8 protein-coding genes and 1 tRNA gene are annotated in these 6,975 nt (G+C 71.0%); 3 read left to right on the plus strand and 6 right to left on the minus strand.

The features are described 5' to 3' along the window. Both ABD056_RS18745 and ABD056_RS18750 read right to left on the minus strand, forming a co-directional pair. Positions 1-507: a disulfide bond formation protein B gene (locus ABD056_RS18745; RefSeq protein ID WP_343869199.1), complete on the minus strand. Its 507-nt coding sequence runs from the start codon at positions 505-507 to the stop codon at positions 1-3. A gap of 2 nt (positions 508-509) precedes the next feature. Continuing rightward, entirely contained in the window at positions 510-1,088 is a 579-nt protein-coding gene (locus ABD056_RS18750; protein WP_343869201.1) for a YqaA family protein, read from the minus strand. A 121-nt stretch (positions 1,089-1,209) separates the two neighbouring features. Here ABD056_RS18750 and ABD056_RS18755 point away from each other — a divergent pair. Then, a tRNA-Leu gene (locus ABD056_RS18755) sits at positions 1,210-1,295 on the plus strand. A gap of 242 nt (positions 1,296-1,537) precedes the next feature. Here the strand turns inward: ABD056_RS18755 and ABD056_RS18760 are convergent. The 4 genes from ABD056_RS18760 to ABD056_RS18775 form a co-directional block, all read right to left on the minus strand. Continuing rightward, complete coding sequence (locus tag ABD056_RS18760) at positions 1,538-2,170, minus strand: cold-shock protein (RefSeq protein ID WP_343869203.1); 633 nt, start codon at positions 2,168-2,170, stop codon at positions 1,538-1,540. 146 nt (positions 2,171-2,316) lie between these two features. Further along, positions 2,317-2,610: a DUF3572 domain-containing protein gene (locus ABD056_RS18765; protein ID WP_343869204.1), complete on the minus strand. Its 294-nt coding sequence runs from the start codon at positions 2,608-2,610 to the stop codon at positions 2,317-2,319. 268 nt (positions 2,611-2,878) lie between these two features. Then, positions 2,879-3,703 (minus strand): hypothetical protein, encoded by an 825-nt coding sequence (locus tag ABD056_RS18770; protein ID WP_343869206.1) that lies wholly within the window; start codon positions 3,701-3,703, stop codon positions 2,879-2,881. Positions 3,704-3,774: 71 nt separating this feature from the next. Then, entirely contained in the window at positions 3,775-5,049 is a 1,275-nt protein-coding gene (locus ABD056_RS18775; protein WP_343869208.1) for a DNA polymerase IV, read from the minus strand. A 297-nt stretch (positions 5,050-5,346) separates the two neighbouring features. On the opposite strand from ABD056_RS18775, the gene ABD056_RS18780 reads away from it, so the two are divergent. Next, positions 5,347-6,192 carry an OmpA family protein gene (locus ABD056_RS18780; RefSeq protein WP_343869210.1) on the plus strand — a complete coding sequence of 282 codons (846 nt, stop codon included), beginning with the start codon at positions 5,347-5,349 and terminating at the stop codon, positions 6,190-6,192. 165 nt (positions 6,193-6,357) lie between these two features. After that, positions 6,358-6,975: bactofilin family protein (locus ABD056_RS18785; protein WP_343869211.1), on the plus strand; the 618-nt coding region annotated here is incomplete at its 3' end.

Raw genomic sequence — 6,975 nt, forward strand, 5'->3', positions numbered from 1 at the left:
TCAGCGGCGTCTCCACAACTCGGGCCGGGCGGCGGCCAGCAGCGAGCCGGCCCCCAGCAGCAGACTGAGGATCACATTGTAGCCGGGCAGCGAGATCCCGAACAGGGACCAGCCCACCTCGTCGCACCGCGCCAGGGTGGGCGGGTTTTCCAGCGCCGCCTGCAGCTCGGCCAGGGTCTGCGGCGCGCCGCCGGCGGGGGCGGAGCATTGCGCCGTGCCGGCCCACCACTGCTGTTCCACCCCGACGTGATAGGAGGCGATGCCCAGGTTGACCAGGAAAGCCACGCCGCACAGCGCCACCAGCCAGCGCCGCGCCTGCGCCGGCAGGCCCGGCACCAGCGCCACCGCCGCCAGCGCCCCGGCGACGGCATAGGGCACCCGCTGCCACAGGCACAGGATGCACGGCATCACGCCGAACACATGCTCCAGAACCATGGCGGAGCCCAGGGAGGCGGCGCAGACGGCGAAGATCGCCAGCGGCACCAGGCGGTCGGACGACAGGGTCATGGTCACAGCAATTTGAGCAGGGCGAAGCCGCCGAACAAGAGCACGAAGAACGCCACCGTCAGCTTGCCCAGGTGCTTTTCGATGAAGGCGCGGATCGGCGGGCCGAACTTCCACAGCAGCGCCGCCACCAGGAAGAACCGCGCCGCCCGCGACACCGTCGAGGCAATGCCGAACACCACCGGGTCCAGCTGGGTGACGCCGCTGGCGATGGTGATGACCTTGTAGGGGAACGGCGTAAAGCCCGCCATGCCGACGATCCAGGCGCCCCACTCGTTGTACAGCGCCTTGAAGGTCTCGAACTTCTCCAGATAGCCGTAGAAGTTCAGAACCGCCTGGCCGATGCCTTCGAACAGGAAATAGCCGATGCCATAGCCGGCAAAGCCGCCGGCAACGCTCGCCACCGTGCAGACGGCGGCGATGCGCCAGGCCTGCGCCCGCGCCGCCAGCACCATGGGGATGAGCAGCACGTCGGGCGGAATGGGAAAGATCGAGCTTTCGATGAAGGAGATCACCGCCAGCGTCCACAGGGCGTGGGGCCGGCTAGCCTGGCGCATGGTCCAGTCGTAGGTCCGCTGCAGCACGGATGCGGGGCTCCTTGCGGGGAAATGCCGGCCGTCCTTTATCAGGTTGGCGCCGCCGGAGCAATGTTCGCCGCCCGTTGCGGTGACGGCGCAGGCGGTGTAGAACGGGCGTCCAGCCTGTGGGGGCGTGGCGGAACTGGTAGACGCGCTCGACTCAAAATCGAGTGGCCTTCGGTCTTGGGGGTTCGAGTCCCCCCGCCCCTACCAACCATGACAAAGGCGCCGCTGGCCGGAAGGCTGCGGCGCCTTTGTCATGCCGGGCACCGGGAAGCGGGACGACAGGCAATGAGCTGCCCGCCCGGCCGGCCACGGGCAGTCGCGCAGGCCCGCCCGGCGCGCCGGGCGCGGCGGTCACGATCAAACAGCCTTGGCGAGACGCAAACGGCCGGCCCCTGGTGTGGAGGCCGGCCGTCGTCGTCGTTCAGGGCGTGCCCGCAGGCAAGACCGCGTTACGCGATCTCGATGCGCTCGGCCTGCGGACCCTTCTGGCCCTGGCTGACCGACAGCTTCACGCGCTGGCCTTCGTTCAGGCCCTGCAGGCCCGAGCGTTCCACGGCGCGGATGTGCACGAAGATGTCACGGCCGCCGTCGTCCGGGGTGACGAAGCCGAAGCCCTTCTCGGTGTTGAAGAACTTCACGACGCCTTCGGACTCGCCGATGATTTCCGGGCGGCCGCGGCCGCCACCGAAACCACCGCCGCCGAAGCCGCCGCGGTCGCCGCCGAAGCCGCCGCGGTCACGGCCGCCGAAGCCGCCGCGATCGCCGCCGCCGAAGCCGCCGCGATCACCGCCGCCGAAGCCACCACCGCTGGACGGGGTGCCCATCTCAAGGACGGAAACCACGGCGTCCACCTGCAGGCCCTTGCCGCCGGGGCGGACGGTGCAGGAGATGCGGGTGTTCTCGGGCAGGGCGGACAGACCGGCGCGCTCCAGCACGGAAACGTGCAGGAAGGCATCTTCGCCAGCCGGTTCGGTCTTCACGAAACCGAAGCCCTTCGAGGCATTGAACCACTTGACGGACGCCTCGGTCGGGGTCGCCGGGGGGCCGCCAGCATCGTCATCGTAACGGGACCGCCGGTTCATGCCCGGGCCGTTGTGACCGGGAAAGTCCCCGGCATCTCGTTTCCACGCCATGGTGCTCGTATCCAACTCACTAAGACGCACACGCCTCCCTTGCCGGCGCGGCGGACGGTAATTCAGTCGGGCGGATCGCGGGTGGAGTAAGGCCGTTACCAGCCGTCCGCCGTTGATCCCGGCAGGGCCCTGCGGGCCTGCCCGGGGGCTTCGGGCGAAAGATCGCTGGCGGCGGCAAAGGCGAGCACCAGCGAATCGTCGGCCAGAAGGAAATCGAGAACCGCTCCAAGGACCATCGGGTCCTGCGCGCCTTCCCGCAACTCTGCCGGCCCCATTCCGGTCAGGGCGAGAAAGCGGTCAAGGAGACGGTCGTCGGCGGCAAGAAACGCCAGGGCCTGAAGGCCCACCGTTTCCGCATCCGGCTTGACCGATTTCGACAGACGCTGCATGCGGTGTCGAAGTCCCCTCGAACGTCCTCATCCTGGCCCGGCACAAACCGGCACCCATGGCACACATATAGCACGGTCCGCGGGCCCATGCATGGGGGAAACGTGTGGTGCGCGCCCCGCAGCCGCATTTTTGCCGGAAGCGATGACTCCCTTCGGCAATGGCGATGGGGCCGGCGGCGCATCTGCTGCACCGCCGGGCCCGAGCGGCCGCCTGTCGGCGGCTGTTGCACAGATTAAGAGCGCCGCCCGTCAGCGGCCGGCGCAGGGATCAGGCGAGACCGTTGTAGCCGCCCCACAGGGCGCCGTCCTCGGCTTCCAGGCGGTTGATCAGCCCGGCCGCATCGGCGGCGCCGGCGGCGGCACGCAGGTCGCGGCCGGCATCGTCGATGCCGCCTTCCACCTGTCGGGTCCAGTTCACCCGCGCCAGTTCGTCGAGCACCTGCTGCGCCCGGCGCAGGGCCTCGTAGGCGCTGCGGTGCAGGGTGGAGGTGGGAGTACCGGCCGGAGCGGCTTCCACCGCCGCCGACTCGCGGGCCGACGGCGCGCCCCGCCACGGCGCCATGGCGGTGGGGTCGCCGCCGTCCTGGCTGGCGGCCTCGCGGGCGGCAGCCTGGGCGCGGCTCACCGCCGAGGAGGCGGCGGCGGAGGCGGCCATGTCGCCGTGCCCCGAGTCGAGGGTGCTGCGCAGGGCCTGGCGGATGTTGCCGGCTTCGGTGCGGACGGCGCGGGCGACGGCGCGGGCGCGTTCGGCATCGCCGGTGGCGGAGGCCATCTGCGCTTCCAGCATCAGCGCCTCGATCCGCAGCCGCGACAGGGCGACGCGCTGCGACGCCGCGGCCTCGGCGGCGGCCTTGTTGCCGCGGGCGCCCTCGCTGCGGATGGAATCCAGGCGGGCGACATCGGCCCAGCCGGCGCCCTGCCGGCGCGCAAAAGCCTCGCCGCCGGTGGCGGTGCCGGAGGAAGACGGCGCCGGCGCGAGCAGAGGCACCGCCGAGAGCAGAGCCTCGTCGGCGGCAAGCGCAGTGGAAGTCGGCGGTCTGGCGGCAGCCTCCAGGGGCGCCGGCACGACTGCCGGAAGGGGTCCGGTCTTCATGGGCTTCTCCCTGGTGCCGAGAATCGGTTTCTACGATCCGTTCATAAAACTACCATGCAGGTAGAAACGAGTCACTTGTCAGGTAGAGTCCGCTGCACAAAAACTCGTCGCTCGACCACGTTCTGCCCGAATTTTTCTCGCAAGACCGCAATGGCGCGGTCCCGATTCCCGTCCCGGTCGTTGCGATGGGTGAAAAGATCGGGCTGGTCTGCCAACCTCGAGTCGCACAGGTCGGCGACTCCGACGCCGATGAGGCGAAAGGCGCGACCGTCCGCTTCCGGCTTCAGCAGGGCGCGACCATGGCGCCAGATCACCTCCGCCAGTTGGGTCGGGTCGGGCAGCCGGTGGCTGCGGGTGAAGGTGCGGAAGTCGCGGGTCTTCAGCTTCAGCACCACGGTGCGCCCGGCCACGTCGCCGCGCCGGCAGCGCGCCGCCACCTTCTCGCACAGCGGCCACAGCTCGGCCTCCAGCGCGTCGAGGCGGTGGATGTCGGCGTTGAAGGTGGTTTCGGCGGAAACGCTCTTGGCCGGCCGTTCCGGCGTCACCGCCCGCATGTCCTCGCCCCGGGCCCGCTGCGCCAGCGCCCGCCCGAGCTTGCCGAACTGCTGCGCCAGCCGCGCCTCCGACACCCCCTGCAGGTCGCCGATGGTGCGGTAGCCCGCCTGGAACAGGCGGCGGGCGAAGGCCTCGCCCACGCCGGGGATGTCGCGCACCGGCCGCGGCGCCAGGAACGCCCGCGCCTCCGCCCGGCCGATGACGGCGAAGCCCTGCGGCTTGTCCAGGTCCGAGGCCATCTTGGCCAGGAACTTGTTGTAGCTGAGGCCGATGGAGACGGTGATGCCGATGTCGTCGCGGATGCGGTTCTGCAGCCGCGCCAGCACCGCCGCCGGGCTTTCCCCCAGCGCCGCCGCCGTACCGCCGAGGTCGAGGAAGGCCTCGTCCAGGGCCAGCGGCTCGACCAGCGGCGTGCAGGCCTCGAACAGCGCCCGGATCTGGTGGCTGACGGCGGAATACTTGGCCATGTCGGGCGGCAGCACCACCGCATCGGGGCACAGCTGGCGGGCCTTGTACATGGGCATGGCCGAGCGCGGACCATAGCGGCGGGCGATGTAGCAGGCGGTGGCGACCACGCCGCGATGGCCGCCGCCGATCAGCAGCGGGCGGTCGCGCAACTCCGGCCGGTCGCGCTTCTCGATGGCGGCGTAGAAGGCGTCGCAGTCCACATGCGCCAGCGACAGGTCGAACAGTTCCGGGTGCCGCCGCACGCGCGCCGAGCCGCAGGCCGGGCAGGCATCCACGGCGGCGGGGATCTCGGTCAGGCAGTCGCGGCACAGGGTCTGGGTCATGGCCGTCGACCTTACCACGCCGTTGCGAACAAAGCATGAATAACGTGTACCTGGAGTGGAACCCGCGGATAATCCTGCGACGAATGTAGGAAATTTCCATGCTGCCGCGGTTGCGGCGCTTGACGTTGAAAAGACCCGCCTTTAACAACGGTGAGTGCTTCTGTGCCGGCAAAGGGTCCGGTACCGAGGTGGATCACGCGACCAAGCGAGCGTGTGGCCCCGAACGTCCGCAGGGGGGCGCCAACGGGAAAGCGACACATTCGGGCTGGAACGACTCAGCGAAGGACTCCGACAAGCATGCTCAAGAAGGCACTTCTCGTCAGCGTATCCGCCGGCTTCCTGTCGGCCTGCGCCAGCACCTGGGATGTCGAAGGGGTCAAGGGCCTCGTTCCGCAGGGGGATGCCTTCCAGCAGGCGCTGTTCGGCGAATACGTGGCGCTGGCCGAGGCCGAGCGCGACCGCTACGACTGGTCGGACACCGCCGCCTTCCTCGCCAAGGCCCGCGCCGCCGCCGCCGGCCGCACCGTGCTGCCCGACGACCTGGGCGACCGCGACGTCGCCGTCGGCGCCGCCGAACTGACCGCCGCCCGCGCCCAGCTGATCACCGCCCTCGACGGCGGCGCCCGCAGCGCCAAGCCGCAGGTCGCCGCCCGCGCCCAGGGGGCCTTCGAATGCTGGATCGAAAAGCAGGAAGAGAACATCGAGCCGGACGGCATCAAGCTCTGCCGTGACCGCTTCGAGGGTGCGCTGGCCGAACTGACGCCGGAACCGGCCGCCCCGGCGCCGCAGCCGGTGGTGGAAGCGCCGAAGGGCGACTACATCGTGTTCTTCCCGGTCGGCACCGACCGCATCGACGCCGAGGCCCAGAAGGTGCTCGCCGTCGTCCTCGACGACTGGCGCAGCGAGAAGCCGGCCCGCGTCGTCATCGCCGGCCACACCGACACCATCGGCGACACCGTTTCCAACCTGCTGCTGTCGCAGAAGCGGGCGGAAGCCGTCGCCGCCTACCTGGAAGGCAAGGGCATGCCGGCGAGCGCCATGGCGCTTGAGGCCTACGGCGAGGAACAGCCGCTGGTGAAGACCGGCGACGGCGTGCGCGAGCTGCGCAACCGCCGCGTCGAGATCGTCTTCGGCGACAACTGATCCCGGACCGCGCGCCGCCCGCCGGCGGCGCCACCCGGACGCACTGCGGCGCCGCCCCGGCCTGGGGCGGCGCCGTCGCTTTTGGCGGGGCTGCCTTGCGGGTGGCGCATTGCCGCGGGATCGGTATACTCTCCCCTATGTCTCAGGGGGGACACTCGGGAGCCCATGGCAGTCAAGCAGGCATCCTTCTTCGCGCCGGACCTGACCGTGATCGGGACCGTCCAGTCGCCGGGCACTCTGGAAATCGAGGGCGCGGTCAAGGGCGATCTGGCCGTGGCTGATCTGGTGGTCGGCCCGCACGGGCGGCTGAACGCGCGCGTCGGGGCGGGGCGGCTGGCATCGGCCGGCACCGTCGCCGGCACGGTGAAGGCCCGCGCCGTCGCCTTCCTGAACGGCTGCCACTTCCGCGGCGACGTGGAATACGAGGCGCTGTCCATCGACCCTGACTGCGACGTCGACGCCGCCTTCCACCCGGTGGAGCGCGGCAGCCAGCGCATGGCGGTGCTGCCGCCGGTGCCCGAGGAAACCTTCCGGCTCGGCAGCGGCCGCGATGCCGCCCTGGCCGCCGCCGCCTCCCGTCCGCCGCGACCGGACCGGGTGACGCCGGCCAGCCTGCCGCCCTCCCCGACCCTGCCGCCCTCCCCGACCCTGCCCGCCGGTGCGGCGGTTCAGGCGCCCGTCGAGGCGCCCGCCGCCCTGCCCCCGACGCCGGTGGCCGAAGCGACTCCGGCGCCGGAAGCAGCCGCGCCGGTGCCCCCGGCCGCCACCGCCGCCGCCATGTCC

This window comes from Caenispirillum bisanense, assembly GCF_039523075.1.
In the GTDB taxonomy this organism is placed as follows: domain Bacteria; phylum Pseudomonadota; class Alphaproteobacteria; order Rhodospirillales; family Rhodospirillaceae; genus Caenispirillum; species Caenispirillum bisanense.

Excerpts from the sequence above, each read along its gene's own strand:
- ABD056_RS18745 (WP_343869199.1), bottom strand. The coding sequence starts at position 507 with ATGACCCTGTCGTCCGACCGCCTGGTGCCGCTGGCGATCTTCGCCGTC.
- ABD056_RS18760 (WP_343869203.1), bottom strand. The coding sequence starts at position 2,170 with ATGAACCGGCGGTCCCGTTACGATGACGATGCTGGCGGCCCCCCGGCG.
- ABD056_RS18765 (WP_343869204.1), bottom strand. The coding sequence starts at position 2,610 with ATGCAGCGTCTGTCGAAATCGGTCAAGCCGGATGCGGAAACGGTGGGC.
- ABD056_RS18770 (WP_343869206.1), bottom strand. The coding sequence starts at position 3,703 with ATGAAGACCGGACCCCTTCCGGCAGTCGTGCCGGCGCCCCTGGAGGCT.
- ABD056_RS18775 (WP_343869208.1), bottom strand. The coding sequence starts at position 5,049 with ATGACCCAGACCCTGTGCCGCGACTGCCTGACCGAGATCCCCGCCGCC.
- ABD056_RS18780 (WP_343869210.1), top strand. The coding sequence starts at position 5,347 with ATGCTCAAGAAGGCACTTCTCGTCAGCGTATCCGCCGGCTTCCTGTCG.